The 21,311-nt window shown below is 64.8% G+C and carries 18 protein-coding genes; 7 read left to right on the top strand and 11 right to left on the bottom strand.

Going from position 1 to position 21,311, the window contains the following annotated elements:
• Nucleotides 1-9: 9 nt before the first annotated feature.
• From tilS to rnhB, 4 genes are all read right to left on the bottom strand, one after another.
• Entirely contained in the window at nucleotides 10-1,278 is a 1,269-nt protein-coding gene (gene tilS, locus LQD11_RS06030; protein ID WP_238616722.1) for a tRNA lysidine(34) synthetase TilS, read from the bottom strand.
• A gap of 25 nt (nucleotides 1,279-1,303) precedes the next feature.
• Entirely contained in the window at nucleotides 1,304-2,260 is a 957-nt protein-coding gene (gene accA, locus LQD11_RS06025; RefSeq protein ID WP_238616721.1) for an acetyl-CoA carboxylase carboxyl transferase subunit alpha, read from the bottom strand.
• 88 nt (nucleotides 2,261-2,348) lie between these two features.
• Nucleotides 2,349-5,864 carry a DNA polymerase III subunit alpha gene (dnaE, locus tag LQD11_RS06020; protein WP_238616720.1) on the bottom strand — a complete coding sequence of 1,172 codons (3,516 nt, stop codon included), beginning with the start codon at nucleotides 5,862-5,864 and terminating at the stop codon, nucleotides 2,349-2,351.
• 135 nt (nucleotides 5,865-5,999) lie between these two features.
• Nucleotides 6,000-6,605, bottom strand: a complete 606-nt coding sequence (gene rnhB, locus LQD11_RS06015; RefSeq protein WP_238616719.1) for a ribonuclease HII — start codon at nucleotides 6,603-6,605, stop codon at nucleotides 6,000-6,002.
• Between the two features lie 115 nt (nucleotides 6,606-6,720).
• Between rnhB and LQD11_RS06010 the strand changes: the two genes are divergently transcribed.
• The 7 genes from LQD11_RS06010 (at nucleotide 6,721) to LQD11_RS05980 (ending at nucleotide 13,253) form a co-directional block, all read left to right on the top strand.
• Nucleotides 6,721-7,683 carry a Gfo/Idh/MocA family protein gene (locus tag LQD11_RS06010; RefSeq protein ID WP_238616718.1) on the top strand — a complete coding sequence of 321 codons (963 nt, stop codon included), beginning with the start codon at nucleotides 6,721-6,723 and terminating at the stop codon, nucleotides 7,681-7,683.
• 55 nt (nucleotides 7,684-7,738) lie between these two features.
• Nucleotides 7,739-8,833 (top strand): DegT/DnrJ/EryC1/StrS family aminotransferase, encoded by a 1,095-nt coding sequence (locus tag LQD11_RS06005; RefSeq protein WP_238616717.1) that lies wholly within the window; start codon nucleotides 7,739-7,741, stop codon nucleotides 8,831-8,833.
• Nucleotides 8,826-10,019 (top strand): lipid-A-disaccharide synthase, encoded by a 1,194-nt coding sequence (lpxB, locus tag LQD11_RS06000; protein ID WP_276315666.1) that lies wholly within the window; start codon nucleotides 8,826-8,828, stop codon nucleotides 10,017-10,019. Before LQD11_RS06005 ends, lpxB begins: the two co-directional genes overlap by 8 nt.
• Nucleotides 10,016-11,878, top strand: coding sequence for a Na/Pi cotransporter family protein (locus LQD11_RS05995; RefSeq protein WP_238616716.1), 1,863 nt, complete (start codon nucleotides 10,016-10,018; stop codon nucleotides 11,876-11,878). The genes lpxB and LQD11_RS05995 overlap by 4 nt, the downstream gene beginning before the upstream one ends.
• Complete coding sequence (locus LQD11_RS05990) at nucleotides 11,853-12,122, top strand: hypothetical protein (RefSeq protein WP_238616715.1); 270 nt, start codon at nucleotides 11,853-11,855, stop codon at nucleotides 12,120-12,122. The genes LQD11_RS05995 and LQD11_RS05990 overlap by 26 nt, the downstream gene beginning before the upstream one ends.
• Before the next feature lie 89 nt (nucleotides 12,123-12,211).
• Complete coding sequence (locus LQD11_RS05985; protein WP_238616714.1) at nucleotides 12,212-13,078, top strand: PH domain-containing protein; 867 nt, start codon at nucleotides 12,212-12,214, stop codon at nucleotides 13,076-13,078.
• Nucleotides 13,079-13,088: 10 nt separating this feature from the next.
• Complete coding sequence (locus tag LQD11_RS05980) at nucleotides 13,089-13,253, top strand: hypothetical protein (RefSeq protein WP_238616713.1); 165 nt, start codon at nucleotides 13,089-13,091, stop codon at nucleotides 13,251-13,253.
• 105 nt (nucleotides 13,254-13,358) lie between these two features.
• Here LQD11_RS05980 and lpxA read toward each other — a convergent pair whose 3' ends face one another.
• The 7 genes from lpxA to ispC form a co-directional block, all read right to left on the bottom strand.
• Complete coding sequence (gene lpxA / locus LQD11_RS05975) at nucleotides 13,359-14,150, bottom strand: acyl-ACP--UDP-N-acetylglucosamine O-acyltransferase (protein WP_238616712.1); 792 nt, start codon at nucleotides 14,148-14,150, stop codon at nucleotides 13,359-13,361.
• Complete coding sequence (gene fabZ, locus LQD11_RS05970; protein WP_371200091.1) at nucleotides 14,147-14,593, bottom strand: 3-hydroxyacyl-ACP dehydratase FabZ; 447 nt, start codon at nucleotides 14,591-14,593, stop codon at nucleotides 14,147-14,149. The genes lpxA and fabZ overlap by 4 nt, the downstream gene beginning before the upstream one ends.
• A 96-nt stretch (nucleotides 14,594-14,689) precedes the next feature.
• Nucleotides 14,690-15,748, bottom strand: a complete 1,059-nt coding sequence (gene lpxD, locus LQD11_RS05965) for a UDP-3-O-(3-hydroxymyristoyl)glucosamine N-acyltransferase (RefSeq protein WP_238616711.1) — start codon at nucleotides 15,746-15,748, stop codon at nucleotides 14,690-14,692.
• Between the two features lie 15 nt (nucleotides 15,749-15,763).
• Nucleotides 15,764-16,297 (bottom strand): OmpH/Skp family outer membrane protein, encoded by a 534-nt coding sequence (locus LQD11_RS05960; RefSeq protein WP_008932283.1) that lies wholly within the window; start codon nucleotides 16,295-16,297, stop codon nucleotides 15,764-15,766.
• Nucleotides 16,298-16,377: 80 nt separating this feature from the next.
• The gene (gene bamA / locus LQD11_RS05955; protein ID WP_238616710.1) at nucleotides 16,378-18,675 is read right to left on the bottom strand and encodes an outer membrane protein assembly factor BamA; all 2,298 of its coding nucleotides are present in this window, start codon (nucleotides 18,673-18,675) and stop codon (nucleotides 16,378-16,380) included.
• Nucleotides 18,676-18,681: 6 nt separating this feature from the next.
• The gene (gene rseP, locus LQD11_RS05950) at nucleotides 18,682-20,043 is read right to left on the bottom strand and encodes an RIP metalloprotease RseP (RefSeq protein ID WP_238616709.1); all 1,362 of its coding nucleotides are present in this window, start codon (nucleotides 20,041-20,043) and stop codon (nucleotides 18,682-18,684) included.
• Nucleotides 20,040-21,254 (bottom strand): 1-deoxy-D-xylulose-5-phosphate reductoisomerase, encoded by a 1,215-nt coding sequence (ispC, locus tag LQD11_RS05945; protein WP_238616708.1) that lies wholly within the window; start codon nucleotides 21,252-21,254, stop codon nucleotides 20,040-20,042. Before ispC ends, rseP begins: the two co-directional genes overlap by 4 nt.
• Nucleotides 21,255-21,311 lie beyond the last annotated feature (57 nt).

Genomic DNA, 21,311 nt, shown 5'->3' with positions numbered 1-21,311 from the left:
TGCCGTGGTTCAGTCCTGGGATCCCGGCAGCATACCCCAGACCGCCACCAGTTGCTCATCGACATGAATCAGCGGCAACCGATCACGCTCCCAGGGCGGAATCCCCGCTTCCTGGAGCAGTTTTTTCAATGAACGGGTCTGACCGCGCCAGCGAATCACCTCCCCGCCCCGCCGGAGACGTACCGTCAACGGCGCCGTCAGGGTGGACGGATCCAGTGCCCAGTGCGACCGCAGAATGGCGGGATCCAGGGTGATGCCCAACTCGGGCAACCGCAGGGGCGCGGTGGGCGTCCACTGCCACACCCGCCCCGCATCCACCGGCACCAGCGGCCGCATGGCATACAGATCATCCCGGTAGCGGCGGACCTCGGCTCCCTCCCAGGCCACCCGGGGACCGGCGTCGGAACCGGCCTTGAGCATCTGTTCGATCAGGCTCTCCAGTCGGGCACGCCCCGGCATGGGCAGACCCTTGTCCTGCAACCACCCCCGCAGGGCGTTGCGCAGCCGGGGACGACGCAGCCCGGCCAGACCGGCCACCGAGAGCGTGCCCGGCACACGCCCCCGCACCTGCTCCAGGTCTTCCCTGGCCCGCTCGGCCAGCAAATCCTGTGCCTCCGCCTGCAACAGGGCGGCCCGGGACAAGGTGGCATCCAGGGACGGCCAACGTGCCCGCAGCCGGGGCATGACCGACTGCCGAAGCAGGTTGCGGTCAAAGCGCGGGTCCGCGTTGCTGTCGTCTTCCACCCAGGTCAGGGCGGCCTTGCGGGCATGATCGGCGAGGGTGTCCCGGTCCAGATCCAACAGCGGCCGGGCCTGCCAGCCGGGGCCAAAGGGCTTGAGCCGGGGCATGGCGGCCAGCCCGGCGGGACCGGCGCCGCGCAGAAGCTGCAGGAGCAGGGTCTCGGCCTGATCACGGCGATGATGGGCGGTGAGCAGGATCGCACCGGGTTCCATGGCGTCGGCGATGGCCCGGTAGCGAGCGGCGCGGGCCGCGGCCTCGGGACTCTCGCCGGTGGCGGGCCGGGCATCCACCACCAGGACCCGCAGGGGGATGCTCAGGTCACGGCAGAGGGATTCGCAGTGGGTCTGCCAACGGTCGGCGTGGGGACTCAGGCCGTGGTGGACATGCACGGCGGCCAGAGGAGGCAAGGTACGCGCCCCGGAAAGGGCATGAAGGCCGTGAAGCAGGACATGGGAATCCAGGCCGCCGCTCAGGCCGATCAGCCAGAAGGGGGCCGGCGGCAGGCGTTCGAGAGCGGCGGCAAGGGTGTCCAGCACGGCGGGATGAAGGATCGGGCAGGGATTATTCCTTCACCTGGCCGTATTGCATGATCCGCCCGTGGCGACGGGCCACCAGGGCATCGATGTCCATGCACTGCAGCTCATCCAGGCCTTCCAGCAGGCCGGCGCGGAAGGTGTCGGCCATGGCCACGGTATCGCGGTGGGCGCCGCCCAGGGGTTCAGGCAGGATGGCATCGATCAGGCCCAGTTCCTTGAGGCGGGCAGAGGTGATGCCCATGGCCTCGGCGGCATCGGCGGCCTTCTCCGCGCTCTTCCAGAGAATGGAGGCACACCCCTCCGGAGAGATGACCGAATAGGTGCTGTACTGGAGCATCTGCACCTTGTCGCCCACGCCGATGGCGAGGGCGCCGCCGGACCCCCCCTCGCCGATCACGGTGCAGATGATGGGGGTACGCAATCTGGACATCTCCAGCAGGTTGCGGGCGATGGCCTCGCTCTGGCCACGCTCTTCCGCGCCCACGCCGGGATAGGCGCCGGGGGTGTCGATGAAGGTGAAGATGGGCAGGGAGAAGCGTTCCGCCATCTGCATCAGTCGCAGGGCCTTGCGATAGCCTTCCGGCCGGGGCATGCCGAAGTTGCGATGGATCTTTTCCTTGGTGTCGCGACCCTTCTGATGGCCGATGACCATCACCGGCCGCCCCTCGAACCGGGCCACGCCGCCAACGATGGCCGGATCATCCGCGAACGCCCGATCCCCGTGCAGTTCCTCGAAGTCCGTGAACAGGTGGGCAACATAGTCCAGGGTATAGGGGCGCCGGGGATGCCGGGCCAGCTGGGAAATCTGCCAGGGGTTGAGCTTGGCGAAGATGGACTCGGTCAGACTCTTGCACTTGGACTCGAGACGGGTGATCTCGTCCTGGATGTTGACCTCGGCATCATCACTGACATAACGAAGCTCTTCGATCTTGGCTTCCAGTTCGGCGATCGGTTGCTCAAATTCAAGGAAATCCGGATTCATCGGCGCTGGTCTGGGTCGGTTTTGGGAAAGGGGCCATTCTACACGGCCGGCGGTTTGGGGACAGCCCTGTGCAGGCAGCCCCGCGAGGCTAACGATAGTGAATCTGCACGGCCTCCTCCCCCAGCAGGCCCCGGAGTCGCTGCACCAGTTCCTCGGTGGGGCGCAGCTGCCAGGCATCACCCAGCCGGAAACGGGCGCGGGCACGGCCGTTGCTGTAGTTGACGAAGACCGGACAGGGACCGTCCCGGAACGGCGTCAGGCTTTCCTGCAGAGCCTCCACCAGCGCCGGGTCGGTGCCGCCGTTGAGGGTCAGATCCACCCGCTTGGCAAACTGCTCCCGGGCCTGGTCCAGGTCCATCACCTGCCGACCGCGCATGCGCACGCCGCCGCTGAATTCGTCGATGCCCACGCCGCCTTCCACCACCAGCAGGCGATCCTTCACCAGCAGACTCTGGAAACGGCGGTAATCCTCACCGAACAGTCCCACTTCGATACGACCACTGCGGTCATCCAGGGTCAGGAAGGCCATGCGGCCGGACGGAGCGTTGCGCAGGCGGATGCCCACCACCAGACCGGCGATCAGGGCATTCTGCTCCCGCTGCCGACCCCGACCCTGGGTCTCTCCGGTCCCCTGCCCGGGGGCGCTGTCCGCCAGGTCCGAGAGCAGATCGGCGATGCGCTTGCCGGTGATGCGGCGCAGCTCCGCCTCGTAGCGGGTGATGGGATGACCGGTGAGATAGAGCCCCAGGGTTTCCTTCTCCGCCAGCAGCCGGATGTCTTCCTCCCACTCCGGCAGCACGGGGGTAGCCACCGCCTCCACTTCCGGCGGCGGCGCCATGCCGAACAGATCCCCCTGCCCCATGCTCTGGTCCCGGCGGTGCTGCTCGGCCCGGGACATGGCCAGGGGCAGGTTGTGCATCAGGGTCGCCCGATTGGGGCCGATGGAATCCAGGGCACCGGCCCGGATCAGGGCCTCCAGGGTGCGACGGTTGATCTTCTGGGAATCCGCCCGCACGCACAGATCGTCCAGCGAGGCGAAGGGGCCATCGGTCCGACGGCTGTCGATGAGCACCTGGATGGCCGACTCCCCCACCCCCTTGATGGCCCCCAGGCCATAGACGATGGTCCGGTCATCCCGCACCGTGAACTCATGGCTTGACGTGTTCACGTCGGGCGGGATCACCGCCAGGTCCATGCAGCGGCATTCCTCGATCAGGTTCACCACCTTGTCGGTGTGATCCATGTCGGCGGAGAGCACCGCCGCCATGAAGGCGGCCGGGTAATGGCATTTAAGCCAGGCGGTCTGGTAGGACAGCAGGGCGTAGGCGGCGGAGTGGGACTTGTTGAAGCCGTAACCCGCGAATTTTTCCATCAGGTCGAAGATGTAGCTGGCGGTGGCCTCCTCCACCCCCTGCGCCACGGCACCGGTCAGGAAGATCTCCCGCTGCTTGGCCATCTCCTCGGGCTTCTTCTTGCCCATGGCGCGGCGCAGCAGGTCGGCGCCGCCCAGGCTGTAGCCGGCCAGCACCTGGGCGATCTGCATCACCTGTTCCTGATAGAGGATGACCCCGTAGGTGGGGCGCAGGATGGGCTCCAGGGCCGGGTGGGGGTATTCCACCCTGGCGCGGCCGTGCTTGCGGTTGATGAAGTCGTCCACCATCCCCGACTGCAGGGGGCCGGGCCGGTAGAGGGCCACGAGGGCGACGATGTCCTCGAAGTTGTCCGGCTGCAGGCGCTTGATCAGGTCCTTCATGCCGCGGGATTCCAGCTGGAACACCGCCGTGGTTTCCTGACGCTTGAGCAGACCGAAGGTGCCGTCCTCGTCCAGGGGCACGTCGTTGACGTCCAGGGGCGGTTCGCCGGCCTTTGCCCGGCGGGCATTGATGGTCTGCACTGCCCAGTCGATGATGGTGAGGGTGCGCAGGCCCAGGAAGTCGAACTTCACCAGGCCGATGGCCTCCACGTCGTCCTTGTCGAAGTGGGTCACCACCCCCTGCCCGCCCGGTTCGCAGAACAAGGGGGAAAAATCCGTCAGGGTGGTGGGGGCGATGACCACGCCCCCGGCATGCTTGCCGGCGTTTCTGGCCACCCCCTCCAGCTTGCGGGCCAGGTCGATGAGGCCGCGGACTTCTTCGTCCTCCTCGTAACTGCGGCGCAGGTCCTCCTCCTGCTCCAGGGCCTTGTCCAGGGTCATGCCGATCTCGAACGGGATCTGCTTGGCGATGCGATCGACGAAGCCATAGGCATGGCCCAACACGCGACCGGCGTCACGCACCACGGCCTTGGCGGCCATGGTACCGTAGGTGATGATCTGGGAAACCTTGTCGCGGCCATAGCGCCGGGCCACGTATTCGATCACGCTGTCCCGCTTCTCCATGCAGAAGTCGATATCGAAGTCGGGCATGGACACACGCTCCGGATTGAGGAATCGCTCGAACAGCAGTTCGTAGCGGATCGGGTCCAGATCGGTGATCTTCAACGCATAAGCCACCAAAGACCCGGCCCCTGAGCCTCGCCCCGGTCCCACCGGCACGGCGTTGTCCTTGGCCCACTGGATGAAGTCCGCCACGATGAGGAAGTAGCCGGGGAATCCCATCTGGCAGATCACGTCCAGTTCCACGTCCAGACGGGCCCGGTAGGTCTTCTCCTTTTCCTCCCGGTCCGGGGTGTCCGGCGGGAACAGGCGCACCAGGCGCTCGTCCAGTCCGCGATGGGAGAGCTGGCGGAAATACTCGTCCGTGGTCATGCCCGCGGGGATGGGGTATTCCGGCAGATAGTTCTCCCCCAGGGTCAGGACGAGATTGCAGCGACGGGCGATTTCCACCGTGTTGGCCAGGGCCTCGGGGATGTCGGCGAAGAGTTCCGCCATTTCCTCCGGGGTCTTGAGGTATTGCTGAGGGCTGTAGAGCCTGGGCCGTCGGGGGTCGTCCAGAACCCGGCCCTCGTGGATGCAGACCCGGGCCTCATGGGCATCGTAATCGTCGGGGCTGATGAAACGCACATCGTTGGTGGCCACCACCGGCAGGTTCCGTTCGGCCGCCAGGGCCACGGCGGCGTGCAGGTAATCCTCCTCCCCCTCCCGGCCGGTGCGGATCAGTTCCAGGTAGAAGCGACCGGGGAAGACATCACACCAGAAATCGCAGGCCGGCCCGGCCGTATCGGGGTCTCTGGACAGCAGGGCCCTGCCCACCTCCCCTTCCCGGCCGCCGGACAGGGCGATCAGACCCTCGCAGGCCTCGCGGGTGAACCACTCGCGTTCCAGGATCGGCGTGCCGCTCTGCTGGCCCTCCTGATAACCCCGGCTGATGAGGCGGGTGAGGCGCTTGTAACCCGGATCGTTCTGGCACAGCAGCACCAGCCGGGTGGGCGGTTCACCGGGTTCGCCGGCGGTCACCCACAGGTCAGCGCCGATGATCGGCTTGACACCGGACTTGAGGGCCGCCTTGTAGAACTTGACCATGGCGAACAGGTTGTTCTGGTCGGTCACCGCGCAGGCGGGCATCCCCGCGCCCCTGGCGGCGGCGACCAGCGGCCCCACCCGGACCAGGCCGTCCACGAGGGAAAACTCGGAATGCAGGTGGAGGTGAACGAAAGGCTGGGTCATCGCTGTGATATCTGGAGGCATGAAGCAGGCATGGGGGGACAAGATAGCAGGGGAAGGGCGTTAAAGGTATTTCCGACCAGGATGCTTCACTCCGTGACCGGCCGATGGATTCCCGCTTGCGCGGGAATAACGGATTCAGGACGCCTGGCAGGCCGCCCGCCGTACCGGAGCAAAGCTCATCCGGTGACAGGGGCTCGGCCCCAGGCGGGTCAGGGCTTCCAGATGCACGGGAGTGGGATAACCCTTGTGACCCGCCAGCCCGTAGCCGGGATGCTCGGCATCCAGGGCCACCATCAGGGCATCCCGATGGACCTTGGCGATGATGGACGCCGCGCTGATGGCCGCCACGGTCCTGTCCCCCCCCACCACCGCCCGGGCCGGACAGGGCATCGCTTCCGGACAGCGATTGCCGTCCACCAAAGCCAGGGCCGGCGCGACGGCAAGGGTCTCCACCGCCCGACGCATGGCCAGCAGGCTGGCCTGGAGGATGTTCAGCGCATCAATCTCCGCCGGGCCGCAGACCGCAATGGACCAGGCCAGGGCCCGTTCCCGGATCAGTGCATCCAGGGCCTCGCGCCGGGCCGGACTCAGGGCCTTGGAATCCTTCAATCCTTCGATGGGACGGGCGGGATCCAGGATCACCGCCGCCGCCACCACCGGGCCGGCCAGCGGACCACGGCCCACTTCGTCCACACCCGCCACGTCAGGCCCCTGGGCCAGGTTCACCGGATCAAGCGTCATTGATGTCGTTCCCACCATGCATGGAGTAAAATGAAGGCACGACATGCTATCAAGGCGCACCTCATCAGGGCCACCGGCCCGTGCCGCGCCGCTCACCAAGCCACCGGGACCGCCCATGACCTCCACACGATGCGCCGTGATCGGCGTCGGCTATCTTGGCAAGTTCCACGCCCAGAAATACGCCGCCCTTCCCAATGCAGAGCTGGTGGCGGTGGCCGACGCCAGTGCCGAGACCGCCGCCGCCGTGGCCGAACAATGCGGATGTCGCGCCGTCACCGACTACCGCGAACTGCTTGGCCAGGTGGATGCCGTCAGCATTGCCGTGCCCACCACCCTGCACTTTCCCGTGGCCCAGGATTTCCTGGAACACGGCACCCACGTGCTGGTGGAAAAGCCCATCACCTCCACCGTGGAGGAAGCCGCCGCCCTCAACCGGCTGGCCCGGGAACGGGGCGTGATCCTGCAGGTGGGACACCTGGAGCGCTTCAACGCCGCCCTGATGGATCTGGCGGATCGACGCGGCGAACCCCTGTTCATCGAATCCCACCGCCTGGCCCCCTTCAAGCCCCGGGCCACGGATGTGAACGTGGTGCTGGACCTGATGATCCATGACATCGACATCATCCTGGACATGGTACGCTCGCCGGTGAAATCCCTCGCCGCCAGCGGCGCCCGGGTCCTGTCCGACGCCATCGACATCGCCAACGCCCGCATCGAGTTCGAAAGCGGCTGCGTGGCCAATGTCACCTCCAGCCGGGTCAGCCTCAAGACCGAGCGCAAGATGCGCATCTTCCAGAAAAATGCCTATGTCTCGGTGGATTTCCAGAACCGGGGGTTGTCGGTGCATCGACTGGGCGACAAGGAGATGTTCCCGGGCATCCCCGAGGTCATCAGCGAGGAAAGCTTCTTCGAGGAGGGCGATGCCCTCAAGGCGGAGATCATCGCCTTCCTGGACGCGATCCAGCAGGGCACCCCGGTGGTGGTCTCCGGCGAGGACGGCCAGCGCGCCCTGGAAACGGCCATCCGCATCAGCGAACTGGTCCGACAGGGGTCACCCATGCGCGACCGGCGCGATTGACGCCCTCCCCCTTCCCGCACAGACCGTATTCATTCAAGCAAGGAAAAATCACACCATGATTCCAATGGTCGACCTGAAGACCCAGTACCACCAGTTGAAGGACGAGATCGACGCGGGAATCGCCCAGGTCCTGGAAAACACCCAGTTCATCCTGGGCCCCAACGTGCAGAGCCTGGAGCAGGAACTGGCCGACTACCTGGGCACGCCCCATGCCATCACCTGCGCCTCCGGCACCGATGCCCTGCATCTGGCCCTGGCCGCCGCCGGTATCGGCGAGGGGGATGAGGTCATCACCACCGCCTTCACCTTCATCGCCACCGCCGAGGCCATCCGCTATGTGGGGGCCGTGCCGGTGTTCGTGGACATCGATCCGCGCACCTTCAATATCGACGTGGCCCAGGTGGAGGCGGCCATCAACGAACGCACCCGGGCCATCATGCCGGTTCACCTGTTCGGACAGCCGGCGGACCTGCCCCGGCTCCAGGCCCTGTGCAAGGCCCATGACCTGATCCTGGTGGAGGACTGCGCCCAGTCCTTCGGCGCCACCGTGAACAGCGCCCAGACCGGCACCACCGGCGCCTTCGGCTGTTTCAGCTTCTTCCCCAGCAAGAACCTGGGTTGCTACGGTGACGGCGGCCTGATCACCACCAGTTCCGATGCGCACGCCGACCAGTTACGGACCCTGAGAAACCACGGCAGCCGGGTGCGCTATCACCATGACATCATCGGCTACAACAGTCGCCTGGACGAGATCCAGGCCGCCATCCTGCGGGTCAAGCTCAAGCACATCGACCGCTTCAACCAGGAACGGCGCCGGGCCGCCCACCGCTACAACGCACTGCTGGCCGATACACCGGTGACCACGCCCTTCGAGGACGGCCTGGGTGTGCACGTGTTTCATCAATACACCCTGCTAACGGACCGCCGGGACGCCGTCATGCAGGCCCTGCAGCAGGCCGGGATCGCCTGCGCCGTGTACTACCCCATCCCCCTGCATCGCCAGAAGGCCTTCGGCGATAGCTGCGCCCAGATCCACCTGCCGGTGACCGAATCCGTCACCGAGCGCTGCCTGTCCCTGCCCATCTATCCCGAGATCCGTGACGAGGATCTGGTGCGGATCACCGATATCATCCGGGGGGCCCTTGACTGATTCGAACACACCGCTGCATGTGATGGTTGTCGCCGGCGAAGTCTCCGGCGACCTGCATGCCGCCAACATGGTCCGGGCCATGGAAGGCCTGCGTCCCGGCAATCGCTATACCGGCATGGGCTGCGGCGCCATGCGCGAGGCCGGGGTGGAACTGATCGTGGATGCCGGACGTCTGGCGGTGGTGGGCCTGTGGGAGGTGATCGCCCAGTACCGGGATATCCGCCGGGCCCTGGAAACCCTCAAGCAACATCTGCGGTCGGACCCGCCGGACCTGCTGGTGCTGGTGGACTACGTGGAATTCAACCTGCGTCTGGCCAGGGCCGCCAAGGCCCTGGGCATCCGGGTGCTGTTTTACGTCAGCCCCCAGATCTGGGCCTGGCGCCCCCATCGGGTGAAACGCATCGGCCGGGTGATCGATGCCATGGCCGTGCTGTTTCCCTTCGAGGTGGACGTCTATCGGCGTTACGGCATCCCGGTCCGCTATGTGGGCAATCCCCTGGTGGACGTGGTCCACCCCTCCGCCGCCCCGGACAAGATCCTGGCGGACCTGGGTCTGGACCCGGACCATCCCCCCTTGGCGTTGCTGCCCGGCAGCCGTGGCGGGGAGCTGCGACGCCACCTGCCCATCATGATGGAAACCTGCCGGTGGCTGCGCCGACGGCATCCCGATATCCGTTTCGTGATGCCCCTCGCCCCCGGCGTGGACGTGGCCGGCGATGTGGCACCCCATCTGGACCCGTCCCTGGACATCCGGCTGGTGAGCGGGCAAACCTATGATGTCATGGCGGTCAGTCGCGCCCTCATCATCGCCTCCGGCACGGCCACCCTGGAAGCGGCCCTGCTCAGGACCCCCATGGCCATCATCTACCGGGTCTCTCCCATCACCCACGCCATTCTGAGCCGCCTGATCCTGATTCCCCATATCGGCCTGGCCAATATCGTCGCCGGTCGCGCGGTGGTGCGGGAGTTCGTGCAGGATGCCGCCACGGCGGAGAACATCGGCGCGGAAGTGGAGCGACTGCTGATGGACGAGGATTATCACCGCTCGGTGGTAAATGCCCTGGGCGAGGTACGGGAACGCCTGGGAGAAGGCGGCGGCTCCGGGAAGGTGGCGAGGATGGCCCTGGAACTGATCGACCATGGTCGTCTGCTCGACACCGTTGACGGGGAGGTGCGACACCCTTGATCCGGTTCTGGCGCCAGGCCCCGCTGCCCCTGCTCCTGCTGATCCTGGGTTACGGCTTCTGGGTCAGTCCGGACTTCAAGGAAATCGCCGCCGGGGTGGCGCTGTTCCTGTTCGGCATGCTGTCGCTGGAAAAGGGCTTCAAGGCCTTTACCGGCGGCACCCTGGAACAGGTGCTGCGGGCGTCCACCAACCGGCTCTGGAAAAGCATCGCCTTCGGCATCACCAGCACCACCCTGATGCAGTCCAGTACCCTGGTGTCGCTGGTCACCATTTCCTTCGTCAGTGCCGAGATGATCACCCTGGCGGCCGGCATCGGTGTCATCATGGGGGCCAACCTGGGCACCACCACCGGGGCCTGGCTGATTGCCGGCCTGGGCCTGCGAGTGGACATCGCCGGCTATGCCATGCCCGCCCTGGTTGTCGGTGTCATCCTCCTGCTGCAGCGCTCCAAGGTCTTGCAGGGTATCGGCTACCTGGCCCTGGGAGTAGGCTTTCTGTTCCTGGGCATCCATTACATGAAGGAAGGCTTCGAAGCCTTCCAGGGGGCCTTCGATCTCTCCGGCTACGTGATTCCCGGCATCCTGGGGGTGCTGCTCTATACCGGCATCGGCATGCTCATCACGGTGATCATGCAGTCCAGCCACGCCACCCTGCTGGTGATCATCACCGCCCTGGCCACCGGTCAGATCAGCTATGACAGCGCCCTGGCCCTGGCCATCGGCGCCAATCTGGGCAGTGCCATCACCACCGCCATCGGCGGCATGACCGCCAACCTGGGCGGCAAGCGCCTGGCCATTGCCCATGTCCTGTTCAACGTCATGACGGCGACCGTGGCCATCGTCTTCATCGGACAGATGGCCTGGGCAGTGGACCACCTGGGCGCCCTGATCGGGCTGGCCGACGATGAATACCTGCTCAAGCTGGCCCTGTTCCATACCCTGTTCAACCTGCTGGGCGTCATCCTGCTGGCCCCCTTCACCGGCGTACTGGAGCGAGCATTGATCAAGTATGTGAATCCGGCCCCGAAATCCAGGGAAAAACCCCTGTATCTCTATCCCGGTGCCCTGGAAACACCGGCCACGGCCATCAGCGCCCTGCGCAAGGAGGTGGGGCATCTCTATGACAACGCCCATGACCTCATCGCCCACGGGGTCAGCCTGCGCCGTTCCGTGATCGACTCGGATCAATCCCTGGCTGACGCGGTGAAAAATACCCGTCGCATCATCCCGCTGGACGTGGACGACGTCTATGAGGCAAAGATCAAGAGCCTGCACAGCGACATCATCGCCTTCATCAGCGAAATCCAGGGCCGGGAGCTGTCCCAACAGTCGGTGGAACAGCTCTACGACCTGCAACAGGCCAGTCGTGACATCGTCGAGGCGGTGAAGGCCACCAAGCACCTGCAAAAGAACCTCTCCCGCCACGGTCTCTCCGCCAATCCGCTGATCCGGGAGCGCTATGACGTGATCCGACTGCAGATTGCCAGGGTACTGCGGGAAATCCGCCAGCTCCGGACCCAGGACCCGGAGACTGTCACCAGACTGTCACTGGATGCCATTAAGCTGTCGGTGCAGAAATCCGGCCGCAGCTTCACGGCGGACCTCAATGAGCTGATCCGTGGCAGACGCCTGTCCTCCTCCATCGCCACGTCGATGATGAACGACGAGAACTACGCCTTCGAGATCTGCTCGAACCTGATCGAGGCCAGCCATGCACTGCTGCTTCCTCCCACGCGGGCGGAACAGTCCGCCGAAGGTCAGCTGGCACTGAATGAACAGGATATTGCGCGGATGGCCGGGGGCAATTCCAATCCCAGGACTCGGACGCACACTGATGAAAACGAAAAAACTGCTGGCTAGGCTGGCCGGTTTTCTCAGCGCGGATCAGACCGCCCAGCGTGAGGAACTCAAATCCATCCGCAAGGTGTTGAAGAAACTCAAGGCCAAGGAACGGGATCTCACCGCCAGGCTGGAACAGACACCGCCGGGCGATGAACATGAGGAGATTGCGCAGAAACTGCAGGTGATCTACGCCCAGCGCCGCAAGGGCGTGGAGCGGGTGCGGGAACTCAAGGGGCGCACGCAGAATCCATCTCCCTCCTGATCCCGGGCATGGGCATCGGGGCCGGATATCAGGCAAAATGAAGGCTCGACCCGGTCCGGGGTCCCATCGTGCCTAACTGGAGCCTCAACTTGAGTACGACAACGAAGGACACCACCCGATCTCCCCGCTGGATTCCCATCACCCTGGCCCTGAGTTCCCTGGCCAGCCTCATGGGATCCATGGTCCTGCTGGGACAAGGGGCGCTGATCTCCCTGACCCTGTTCATCATTCTGTTTCCCGTCACCCTCATCAACCTGCTGGTGCGCTGGTGGCCCCGACATCGCTGCGAACGCATGCGCAACGAAAGACGCTGGAAACGCCGCCTCAATTTCACCGCGGCGGGGGTGCTCGTGGCGGCGGGAATCAACCTCTTTGCCGGGGTGAATTTCTTCGGCACCCCGCTCGGGACCACCCTGCTGGTGGCCGGCACCCTGCTGCTGCCGCCGGCCATCATCATGGCCATCCTGTCCTTTTCCCTGGGGCGCGCGGACGTAACCCAAACCGTGCTGGACGAGGAAGAACACCTGGTATTCCAGGCCGACACCCACTGGGCCATCTTCCTGCCCCCGATCCAGCTCGTGACCCTGTGCCTGCTGCTGGTGTTGGGTCCCTTCGGCCTGGGGGGCGAGGTCATCGCCGCCATCATCTACCTGGCGGTGTTGCCGGGCATGATGGCCCGGGCACTGGCCATTTTTCTCAACACGGAGGTCTCCATCACCGATCGGCGCATGATCACCGTGACCGGCACGCTGCTGCGCCGCACCCGGGTCATGGAACTGGGCGAGATCAAGGCGGCGGGGATTTACCGAAGCTGGCTGGGTCGTCTGCTCGGCTACGGCAAGGTGGGCATCATCTGCCATGGTGGCCAGAGTCTGAAGCTGCCCGGCATTGCAGATCCGGAAACCTTGCGTGACATGCTGGACCCGTCCGGTCGGGTGGTCACCAGTTCATTCTGAGGGGTGCGCCGTGAAAGTGGAAGTGACCGTGGAACTGGACATCGACCTGTCCAAGGTCGGTCTGGGTGACATTCGCAAGCTGGCGGAGCAGTGGTTCGCCGACCATGAGATCGAGGCGATCAGGCAGGTGAGAATCGTGGATGTGACGTTGAAACGGGAGTCCGGGGAGCCCTGAAGTTTGCTCGGCGCCTGCGCTGATTCGCGGCCAGGGCCGCTCCCACGGGGTCACACTCACACGGGTGACCCTGGGAGCGGGCCTTGCCCGCGAAGGCGGTGCCGGTCAGTCCGTGGAACGGCGCCGATCGGTGCGCAGAATGCCGCGGGGACTTTCCCGCACAAATGCCACGAAATCCGCCACTTCCGGGTGCACCTCCGCCAGTGGCGCCACGGCCTCGAGGCCCTGCTGCCGGTCCCGACCGTCCACCAGATGCCGAAATGCCCGTTGCAGCGCACGGATGGTCTCCCCGGAAAAACCGCGACGCCGGAGCCCGATCTTGTTGATGCCGACGGCACGGGCGTAATTGCCGGAAGCCATGCAATAGGGCGGCAGATCCCGGTTCAGGGCCGCACCCATGCTGGTAAAAGCATGGGAGCCCACCCGACAGAACTGGTGAACCAGGGTGAACCCCCCCAGCACGGCCCGGTCCCCCACCTGACAATGCCCGGCCAGGGAGGCCGCGTTGGAAAAGACGACATGATCGCCCACGTGGCAGTCATGGGCGATATGGACATAGGCCATGATCAGATTGTCGGAACCCACCCGGGTCACGCCACCGCCCTTGGGGGTACCGCGACTGATGGTGACGTACTCCCTGATCACGGTGCGATCACCGATTTCCAGGGCGGTGGCCTCATCCCGGTAGCCCAGATCCTGGGGCGCCTCCCCCAGGGACGCGAACTGATAAATCTTGCAGTCCTCGCCGATACGGGTCTTGCCGGTGATCACCACATGGGGTCCGATCCAGGTTCCCTTGCCGATACTCACCTCGGGGCCAATGATCGAAAAGGCCCCGATCTGCACTCCTTCCTCGATGCGTGCCCCCGGGTCTACAACGGCACGGGCATCGATCATGACTCCAGATCCTTCCCGGCGCACATGAGCGTCGCGGTGGCCACCACTTCACCGTCCACCCTGGCCTCGGCATTGAAGCGCCAGATACCCCTCACCACGCGCAGCAGTTCCACCCGCAGATGGAGCTGATCACCCGGTTCCACCTGGCGACGGAAACGGGCCTCGTCGATGCCCACGAAAAGATACAGCTGCTGCTTGTCGGTCTCGCCCCGGTGTTCCTGGGTCTTGAAGGCCAGCAGACCCGTGGCCTGAGCCAGGGCTTCCAGGATCAGGACACCCGGCATGACCGGGCGGATGGGGAAATGACCCGGGAAATAGGGTTCATTGATGGAGACATTCTTGATGCCCTCCAGATATTCACCGGGTTTGAGATCGGTCACCCGGTCCACCATCAGAAACGGGAAACGATGGGGGAGGTAGCGCAGCACCTCGTGTATGCTCATGGAATCCAAGTTGTCATTCCTTATTTGTACTTTATAGGGTCATTCGTTCGCAGGCCCCCTGCAGATCCACCCTGCGCGTTGCCTGCGAACCACCGATTATTCGTTATCAGAGTCAGCCCCGGCGCCCTGGCGTGATGCCCGCTCTTCCAGGACTTTGACGCGCCGTGACAGGGTATCGAGTCGCCGCAAATGCGCCAGGCTGCGATTCCATTCCCGTGCCGGTGAGAACGGCACACCCGAGGAATAGACACCGGGCTCTGAGATGGAACGGCTCACCAGGGTCATGCCCGTCACCGTCACCCCATCGGCGATTTCCAGGTGGCCCGCAATGCCGACCCCCCCGCCAATGGAGCAACGCCTGCCGATGCGGGCACTACCGGCGATCCCCACACACCCGGCCATGGCCGTGTGGGCACCGATATGCACGTTGTGGGCCACCTGGATCAGGTTGTCCAGTTTCACCCCGTCCTCGATCACGGTATCTTCCAGCGCACCGCGATCGATGGTCGTGTTGGCCCCCACCTCCACGTCGTCACCGATGATCACCGTACCCACCTGCGGCACCCGGATCCACGCCTCGCCGTCCTTCGCAAAGCCGAACCCCTCCGAACCCACCACTGCCCCGGGGTGCAGCAATCCTCGCCGACCGATCCTGACACGGGCACCCACCGTCACCCGGGCCAGCATCCGGGTCCCTTCGCCCACATGGGCATTCTCGCCGATGATACAGCCGGGACCCAGCACCACGTCGGCATCCAGCTGCACGCCCGCCGCCACGACACACTGCGGCCCCACACTGACCGAGGGATGAATCCTGGCCCGAGGACTGACCACGGCACTGGCATGAATGCCGGGTTCGGGTACGGGCTCGGGATGCAACAGGGCCGCCGCCCGGGCGAATCCCAGGTGCGGATTGGCGCAGACCAGGGCCGGCACCGGGCACTCGGGCAGATGCGCGGGCTTGAGGATGACCGCTCCCGCCCGGGTCCGACGGAGCTCGGGCAGGTAGCGATCATGGGTCATGAAGCACAGCTGACCGGGACCGGCATCGCCCAGCGGGGCCACGCTGTCCAGGACACGTTCACCGGCATCAATGCCGGCTCCGTGCAGATCGGCGCCGATGGCCCGCGCCAGTGTTTTCAGTGAAACCGACATCACTTCCGCCCCGGATCAGCGGCGGGCTCTTTGATGCTGGCGGCGGAGCTCTTCCAGAACCTTGCCGGTGATATCGATACGGTCGCTGGCGTACAGGACCGTGCGCTCGGTGACCACCAGGTCCACGTTTTCGGCACGGGCAATCTCCATGATCACGTTGTGCACCAGGCGCTGGAGCCGGGCCAGTTCATCGTTGCGCCGCACATTCAGATCTTCCTGGAACATGTCCTGGGCGCGGGTGAACTCCCGGGAACGGGTACGGAATTCACGCTCAAGTTCGGCGCGGCGATCCGCACCCATCACCTCGGCATCCCGCTGCAGACGCTCCTGCATGCGGCGCAGGGCGTCCCGTTCCGCCACCAGCTCCGAGTCCCGGGGGGAGAACTCTTCTTCCAGCGCCCGCAGGGAGGCTTCCGCCTGGGGAGACTGTTCCATGACACGATTGATGTTGACGAAGGCCACCTTGGCGTTGGCCGCGGCGGCACCGGAGATCGCAAGCAGACACACCAGCAACAGGCCGGTGGTGATTCTCAGAACATTGCGCTTCAAACCGTTTCTCCAAAACTTGGGCAGACAAAAGGCTGACTCAGCCCGTTCAACAACCCTTTTTCATACTCGACAAGACGCCGTCAGAAGGAGGCGCCGATACTGAACTGGAACGACTGCAGGCGATCTTCGGGCTTGTCATTTAACGCCTGCGCCAGACTGAATGTCAACGCGCCCACCGGGGACAGCCAAGTCATGCCGGCACCGATCGAGGCGCGGATCTCGCCGGTCTCGAAATCATCATAGGTCTCGAATACCTGGCCGGCATCCAGGAACAGGCTCATGCGCACATTGGGGGCCTGATCCATGAACGGCGGCGGGAAGATGAGTTCGGCACTGCCCAGCACCCGGAAGTTCCCGCCATAAGGGTCATCTCGGCTGTCCCGGGGTCCCAGGCTCAGATCCCGGTAACCCCGTACCGAGCGGGTGCCGCCGGCGAAGAACTTCTCGAAGAACGGCAGATCGGAGGTATCCCCGTAGGCATCCCCGTAAGCCACTTCCCCGGACAGGGCGAAGGTCAGCCCCGGCCGTAGGGGGATGAAGAGCTGGTTGCGATAATCCACCTTATAGTATTCCAGGTCGCTGCCCGGCAGGGAGGCCTCCAGACTGATCCGCTGCAGGTTGCCGCGATCCGCGAACACGGTCCGGTTGCGGGTATCGTGGATGAAGCTGGTGGTCAGGGTATAGAGATCATACCGGTCACCATTTTCATCCAGGTAGTTGAAGATCTCATCGGGAGTATTGTCGGAAGTGAGGATCTCCACCCGCTCATAGCCGGGGGTGATGCGGAAGGTGTTGTACTCGGTGAGGGGAATGCCGTAGGTGACATTGGCCCCCAGCCGGTTGGAGGAATAGCGGGAAATATCCGCCCGGAAGGCATCCGTCTCCCGATAGAAGATATTGAAGCCCCGACTGACCCCGTCCAGGGTGTAATAGGGATTGGTAAAGGACAGGCTGTAGAGAGTGCTCACCCGGCTGTTGTTCAGGGCCAGGGAGACCCGGTTGCCGGTACCAAAGAAATTGTCCTGGGACAGGCTGGTATTGAACAGCACGCCCTGGCTCTGGGAATACCCGGCACCGATCATGAAACTGCCGGACAGGCGCTCGGACACCGTGATGTCCAGGTCCACCTGATCCTCGGTCCCGGCCACCCGGCGGGTCTCGATGTTCACATCCTCCACATAGGAGAGGCGCTGCAGGCGGACCCGGGAGCGATCCACGTTCGAGGTGGAATACCAACCGCCTTCCATCTGCCGCATTTCACGGCGAAAGACCTCGTCCTGGGTGCGGGAATTACCGGTGAAGTTGATCCGGCGCACATAGACCCGCTGACCGGGATCGACAAAGAAGGTCAGGGCAACCTCCTGATTCTCCTCGTCAAGCTGGGGGATCGGATTGACGTTGGCAAAGGCGTAACCCTCATCCCCCAGACGGCGGGAGATGCGATTGGAGGTCTCGGTGATCAGGCTGCGGGAGAAGGTATCCCCCGGGGCAATGGCCAGCAGATCCCGCAGTTCCTGCTCGTCCACGATGAGATTGCCCGCCAGACTGACCTCGCTCACCCGATACTGCTCGCCTTCATCGATATTGATGGTGACATAGATGTCCCGACGATCCGGGGTCAGAGTGACCTGGGTGGAATCCACGTTGAAGTTGATGAAGCCGGAATCCAGGTAGCGGGTACGCAGTTTTTCCAGATCCCCCGCCAGGCGCTGCTTGGAATAATGATCACGGCGGCTGAACAGGGCATACCAGCGGGGCACGCCGGAATCGAAACGACGAATCAGCTCCCGCTCGGAATAGGCTTCGTTACCCACCACCCTCACCTGCTGGATCCGGGCCACCCGACCCTCGGCGATCTCGATGACCACGTCCACCCGGTTGCGGGGCAGCGACTCCACCTCCACATCCACCTGCACGTTGTACTTGCCGCGGGCGAAATATTGCTGCAGCAGTTCATTCTCCATGCGCTCGAGCACGGTGCGGTTGAAGACCCGGCCACGGGCCATGCCCACCTGACGCAGGGCCTCCATGAGCTGATCGGTCTTGATGTCCCGGTTGCCGCTGATGCGGATCTCGTTGATGGCGGGCCGCTCTTCCACCACCACCACCAGCACGTCGCCACGCCGGCTCAGGGAAATGTCGGAGAAGAAGCCGGTACGGAACAGGGCCCGGATCACCTCCGGTGCCTGGCCGTCATCGAAGGCGTCTCCCACCGCCACGGGCAGGTAGGTGAACACCGTGCCGGCGGCAATGCGCTGCAGACCCTCGACCTCGATGTCCCGGATCACAAAACCGTTGCCGGCCAGTGCCGATGTTGACCAGCCCAGCATGGCGGCAAGGCCCAGACCGGCAAGCAGACGTCGTGACTCACGAGACATTCGGTATCAACCCAGGATTCGCATGAAATCGTTATAGAACGCGAGCGTCATCAAAAGTCCGATCATCACGATCCCGACCCGCTGGCCGATGGCTTCCACCGTCGGCGACACGGGACTGCCCTTGATGAGCTCCACGCAGTAATACAGCAGATGACCACCGTCGAGTATGGGAATCGGCAGCAGATTGATGATCCCGAGACTGATACTGACGATGGCGAGAAAACCCAGAAATGCCGAGAGCCCGATCACGGCGGTGACGCCCGCATACTCGGCAATGCTGATGGGGCCGGCGATATTGCTCACCGCCGCCTCGCCGGTGAGCAGGCGCCACATCACCCGCAGGGTCATGACGCTCATGTCCCAGGTTCGTTCCACGCCATGGACGAACGAGATCCAGGGGCCGTGACGGACCTGGGCCCGCATGGCCTCGGCGGTGGCCTCGTCCACATAGGGATAGGCGCCGATCAGCCCCACCCGCTCGCCGTTGACCTCCCGGCTGTCGGTCCGGATCACCATGAATTCACGGCGACCGTCCCGCTCGATCCACAGTTCGATGGACTGTTCGGGGCGGGCCTGAACATGGGCCACCCAGGACTGCCAGCTGTCGATGCGGATGCCGTCCGCCTGCAGGATCCGGTCTCCCGAGCGTAGCCCGGCACGGGCCGCGGCACCCTCCGGGATCAGTTCCCCCAGTACCGGCTCCGACCAGGCATGCCAGGCAACGATACCCAGCTTGTCCAGCAGGGGGCCTTCGTCCAGCAGTCGGCGCCGGTCGCTCAGGTCCAGTGAACGGACCACTTCCCTGCCCTGGGCATCGCGCACCAGCACCTCCACCCGGCGGCCATCCAGACCCTGTTCGAGCAGATTGAGGGCGGCAAGTTCCCAGGTGGCCGTTTCGGTATCGTTCACCCGCAGGATCAGGTCCCGGGCCTCGAAACCGCCCTCGGCGGCCAGGGAACCGGGCTCCACATGCCCCACCACGGGCTTGATGCCGCCGACCCCGACCATGAACATCAGGGTGTAGGCGAGGATAGCAAAGAGGAAATTCGCCGCCGGACCGGCGGCGACGATGGCCATGCGCCGGCCCACGGTCTGGCGGTTGAAGGCGCGATGACGCTCCGCCTCCGGCACCGGCTCCTCGCGCTCATCGAGCATCTTCACATAGCCGCCCAGGGGGATGGCGGCGATGACATATTCGGTGCGATCCCGGCCTGCCACCCGTGCCCACAGGGGACGACCGAAGCCGATGGAGAAGCGCTGGACCTTCACGCCGCAGCGCCGGGCCACCCAATAGTGGCCGAACTCGTGCACCGTCACCAGCAGCCCGATGGCAACGATGAAGGCGAGGATGCTGATCAGGATGCTCATGAATGCAGGGAACGCTCAAGCAGCCGGCCTTCGCGCACCGCCGCGGCCGCCACTTCCCGGGCTTCCCGATCCGCCGCCAGGATCCGTTCCAGGGAATCGGCTTCCTGATGGGGCAGGGTTTCCAGGGCATGGGAGATCAGCCGGGGGATGTCGGTGAAACGGATGCGCGCCGACAGGAAGGCATCCACGGCCACTTCGTTGGCCGCGTTGAGGATGGCGGTGGCGGTACCGCCGGCACTGAAGGCCTCGTAGGCCAGGCGCAGGCAGGGGAAACGTTCCATGTCGGGACGCTCGAAATCCAGGCGGGCAATCTCCATGATGTCCAGCGGCGCTACGCCCGAGGTGATGCGCTCCGGCCAGGCCAAGGCGTGGGCGATGGGGGTTCTCATGTCCGGGTTGCCCAGCTGGGCCAGCACCGAGCCATCAGCATAGGCCACCATGGAATGAATCACGCTCTGGGGATGCAGTACCACCTCGACACGCTCCGGCGTGGTATCGAACAGCCAGCAGGCCTCGATCAGTTCCAGACCCTTGTTCATCATGGAAGCGGAATCCACCGAGATCTTGCGACCCATGACCCAGTTGGGGTGGGCACAGGCCTGATCCGGCGTGACCGCCTCCAGATCCTGGGCAGGCAGGCGCCGGAAGGGTCCGCCGGATGCGGTCAGAAGGATCCTTTCCACCCCCACTTCGGGCAGACCGCGGGAAAAGTCAGACGGCATGCACTGGAAGATGGCGTTGTGCTCGCTGTCGATGGGCAGCAGTTCCGCGCCCGAGGCCCGGACCTGATCCATGAACAGGCGTCCGGACATCACCAGGGCTTCCTTGTTGGCCAGCAGTACCCGCTTGCCCGCCCGGGCGGCGGCCAGGGAGGGCAGCAGCCCCGCCCCGCCGACGATCGCGGCCATGACGTAATCGGTTTCCGGCAGGGCAGCCACTTCGGCCAGGGCTTCGGGACCGGCCATGACCCGGGTGGACAGGCCGGCGGCACGGATACCGGCTTCCAGTGCTCCCGCATGGGCCGGATCGGCCACCACCGCATAGTCGGGTCGATGGGTCCTGCACTGCTCCAGCAGACGCTCCACATTGCCATTGGCGGTGAGGGCCACGGCGCGATAGCGGTCCGGATGGCGAGCGATGACGTCCAGGGTGTTGACGCCGATGGTTCCGGTGGCGCCAAGGACGGTGACGCCCTTTGGTGAAGCACTCATTGGAAGTCTCCCGGTAAACTGACCTTGGGGTGAAACGGCAAGCCGGGCCCCGGCAAA

This window comes from Ectothiorhodospira shaposhnikovii (assembly GCF_022227765.1).
Classification (GTDB): domain Bacteria; phylum Pseudomonadota; class Gammaproteobacteria; order Ectothiorhodospirales; family Ectothiorhodospiraceae; genus Ectothiorhodospira.
Note: the sequence above shows the minus strand (reverse complement) of the source record. Positions and strands in the feature narration are given on the sequence as shown.

Bases quoted from the DNA above. Each gene is read 5' to 3' on its own strand.
- accA (WP_238616721.1), bottom strand. From the start codon at position 2,260: ATGAATCCGGATTTCCTTGAATTTGAGCAACCGATCGCCGAACTGGAA.
- dnaE (WP_238616720.1), bottom strand. From the start codon at position 5,864: ATGACCCAGCCTTTCGTTCACCTCCACCTGCATTCCGAGTTTTCCCTC.
- rnhB (WP_238616719.1), bottom strand. From the start codon at position 6,605: ATGACGCTTGATCCGGTGAACCTGGCCCAGGGGCCTGACGTGGCGGGT.
- LQD11_RS06010 (WP_238616718.1), top strand. From the start codon at position 6,721: ATGACCTCCACACGATGCGCCGTGATCGGCGTCGGCTATCTTGGCAAG.
- LQD11_RS06005 (WP_238616717.1), top strand. From the start codon at position 7,739: ATGATTCCAATGGTCGACCTGAAGACCCAGTACCACCAGTTGAAGGAC.
- LQD11_RS05990 (WP_238616715.1), top strand. From the start codon at position 11,853: ATGAAAACGAAAAAACTGCTGGCTAGGCTGGCCGGTTTTCTCAGCGCG.
- lpxA (WP_238616712.1), bottom strand. From the start codon at position 14,150: ATGATCGATGCCCGTGCCGTTGTAGACCCGGGGGCACGCATCGAGGAA.
- fabZ (WP_371200091.1), bottom strand. From the start codon at position 14,593: ATGAGCATACACGAGGTGCTGCGCTACCTCCCCCATCGTTTCCCGTTT.
- lpxD (WP_238616711.1), bottom strand. From the start codon at position 15,748: ATGTCGGTTTCACTGAAAACACTGGCGCGGGCCATCGGCGCCGATCTG.
- bamA (WP_238616710.1), bottom strand. From the start codon at position 18,675: ATGTCTCGTGAGTCACGACGTCTGCTTGCCGGTCTGGGCCTTGCCGCC.
- rseP (WP_238616709.1), bottom strand. From the start codon at position 20,043: ATGAGCATCCTGATCAGCATCCTCGCCTTCATCGTTGCCATCGGGCTG.
- ispC (WP_238616708.1), bottom strand. From the start codon at position 21,254: ATGAGTGCTTCACCAAAGGGCGTCACCGTCCTTGGCGCCACCGGAACC.